Origin of the sequence: Akkermansia sp. GGCC_0220 (genome assembly GCF_017566105.1) — a bacterium.
Classification (GTDB): domain Bacteria; phylum Verrucomicrobiota; class Verrucomicrobiia; order Verrucomicrobiales; family Akkermansiaceae; genus Akkermansia; species Akkermansia massiliensis.
The window spans coordinates 1-2527 of record NZ_JABFCI010000038.1 but is presented as its reverse complement, the minus strand read 5'-3'; the positions used below and the strand labels follow the sequence as shown (position 1 = coordinate 2527).

The 2527-nt window shown below is 44.7% G+C and carries 3 protein-coding genes and 1 pseudogene; 3 read left to right on the top strand and 1 reads right to left on the bottom strand.

All coding sequences use genetic code 11. The annotated features are described in order from the left end of the window. Positions 1 to 331 precede the first annotated feature (331 nt). Both HJW02_RS12835 and HJW02_RS12830 read left to right on the top strand, forming a co-directional pair. Positions 332 to 772, top strand: a complete 441-nt coding sequence (locus tag HJW02_RS12835; RefSeq protein ID WP_146019652.1) for a hypothetical protein — start codon at positions 332 to 334, stop codon at positions 770 to 772. Then, positions 769 to 1596 carry a hypothetical protein gene (locus HJW02_RS12830; RefSeq protein WP_102722263.1) on the top strand — a complete coding sequence of 276 codons (828 nt, stop codon included), beginning with the start codon at positions 769 to 771 and terminating at the stop codon, positions 1594 to 1596. The genes HJW02_RS12835 and HJW02_RS12830 overlap by 4 nt, the downstream gene beginning before the upstream one ends. A gap of 102 nt (positions 1597 to 1698) precedes the next feature. On the opposite strand, the gene HJW02_RS12825 is transcribed toward HJW02_RS12830, so the two are convergent. After that, positions 1699 to 1944: an alpha-isopropylmalate synthase regulatory domain-containing protein gene (locus HJW02_RS12825; protein WP_102722262.1), complete on the bottom strand. Its 246-nt coding sequence runs from the start codon at positions 1942 to 1944 to the stop codon at positions 1699 to 1701. 113 nt (positions 1945 to 2057) lie between these two features. Here HJW02_RS12825 and HJW02_RS12820 point away from each other — a divergent pair. Then, a pseudogene (locus HJW02_RS12820) lies at positions 2058 to 2527 on the top strand (hypothetical protein); the annotation flags it as partial.

Below are 2527 nucleotides of genomic sequence, written 5' to 3'. Positions count from 1 at the left end.
GCAGGTGGACCAATCGCGATCCTATCGTCGAACAGGGTGGATGGAATTTGTATGGATTCCTTGATAATAGAGTAATAAACTGTATAGATATATTGGGAAAAAATTATTTATTGTAACATCTTTTCATAATGATGAAACACAATTAATAACATTTACTAAAGATAGAGAAAATATAGTAAAAGAATCAAGTAAAATAGAAAAAAATTTACAATTCTATAAAACTCATCTAACCACACAAATAAAAAAGAAAAGAATTTATTTTAATGGGGATATTTATGAAGGAGATGTTAACGCTTTAATAAATTATTTTAATGACGATTCAAAAACTTCTTTGAATAATCAAATATCTCCGGAGGAGGCTTTTAAAGCAGCAACAGAAGCTTCTCAACAGAATAAACCTGATGCATTACAATTTGCCGTAATGATTTCACACGGAAAGGGAGAAACAAGAGCTCCAATTTTTGCGGGACAAAATGGAGTAACAATACATCCCTTAATGGAAAAAATTCTAGCGAATAAAAATATTAAAACGATTGCTTGTTTTCATGAAACAGGACATATAAAATCCGTTTATATTTTGTCTCCACTTAGGAGAATATTCAGAGTAAAGACAGGGAATAAAGAATGTAATTTTATTCATTTTTTTACTTCTGATATTACAATTCTTAGAACATCAACGGGACACCATGAACTCAAAACATTAAATCCGAATATGATCAAAATGAATAAATCAAGAGATTCTCGAAGAGTGGAAAAAGAAAGAAAAAAATGAAAAAGATATTTGCTAACTGTTTCCGTATTTTCATTTATTGCATACTTATGGGATTACTACCACTTCAGTCGCTCCATGCCAGTGTCGATTTATTCCATATGCCGTCTCCGAATAACAAGACGGTATTGGTGAAAATCAATCCGGAGGCAGTCAGTTGCATCTGCAGCTACCGGCAGTTAGTGGGATGGTGTGAAGAGGAACGGAGCTTTGACTTGGACTCCCAGCTTTGGGGATTGAGTTTTATACTTGGCTGCGGGGAGGAATGTATACAGGCCTACAACCGCAATACGATGCCTCCCCCTCTATTATGGATGATGTTGAGACAGCCTCTTTGCCGTGATTATTTATGGATGGTCACGAGAAATCAACTGCCGGTCGTACAAAAGGAATGGAAATACCTATCTATGTTCCCGGAATGGCCCTGCTCCCGCGGATGGCTTCCGGTTTTAATCATTCCATTCAACCAGGAACTCATTTTCCACAATGGCCGACAACAGCCTGTAAGCCTGGGAAGCCGCCCTTATTTATGCGTGGTTGTCCAGGGAATCGCCCAGTTGGGCGAATACACCAAAAGGGACCAACATGGAAGGGACAAACGGTACGGCATTTTTTCAACCGTCAACTGGACATTGATGTACGACGTTGAAAACCATTGTTATGCCAATGAATCTCCAGGTACCGTTCAAGTATTTCACTTTAAACCTAAAAGCCATCCCCTGACCACGAAACAGGCTCCCCATATACTTCATTACCATTGTCCCACAATCCCTCCCTTTGATCTTCCGGAAAACATGCCAACACCGGATGAAGTAAAATTTAAATGAATTTTACCTGGAGCACGCCTTCTCTTCCTGGCGGAAGCCGCCTTGCGCTTCAGAGAGAATATAACGATCGTCAAGAGGTCAGTTCTTCAGGGGCGCCGTTTATCAGCATTCCGCGCGCCATCTGGCCTGCTCCGTCTTGTAGAGCTTGCACGTGACGGCGTCCGCCAGAACTTCTAGACTGGCCTCAATGATGCTGTAGGAAACGCCCACCGTGGTCCAAGAAGCGACGCCGTCCGAAGATTCAATGAGAACGCGGACATTGGAGCCGGTGCCGTTTTCTTCCGCCGCGTCCGGAATGTTCGTCCGGGTGGGAGAGAGCACGCGCACCTTGTAGTCGATCAGGTACATTTGCTCCAGTTCCGGGCACTAGCGCGTCAGGGAGCGGCAGAAAGATAGCCGAGTACGGCACCGCCATTCAGCCCGCATGCTTCGCCTACGATGAAGCCGACCATATGGTTACCTTGACTACCTTCAGGGCAGATGAGGGAGACATTACCTCTGATCCTTCCAACCCAACCGACGGAGATACCACCACGGGGCTCTATGACGAAGCCACGGGATTGAAAGTGAAAAAGACCTATGCCGACGGCTCCTCCACAATCAAGACTTACGATAAATTTAACCGTCTGGAGACGCTGACCAAAGCCAGAGGAATCGTCACTACCTACGCCTATGCTCCTCTCACCGGAGAACTTGTCTCCGTCTCCCACAGTGACGATACGCCAGGATGGAAGTTCACCTACAACCACCTCGGACAAATGACCTACGTCCGGGACGCCTCCGGCATCAGGGAATGCTCCTACGATGTTTACGGCAACATGATTCAGGACACTTCCTTTGGAACCGTGGAAAGCTCTCTTCAGGAAGAATACGATCCCTTTGGCCGTTCGGCCGGCTGCCGCCTGATGCTTGGAACCCGTACCGTGCAGCA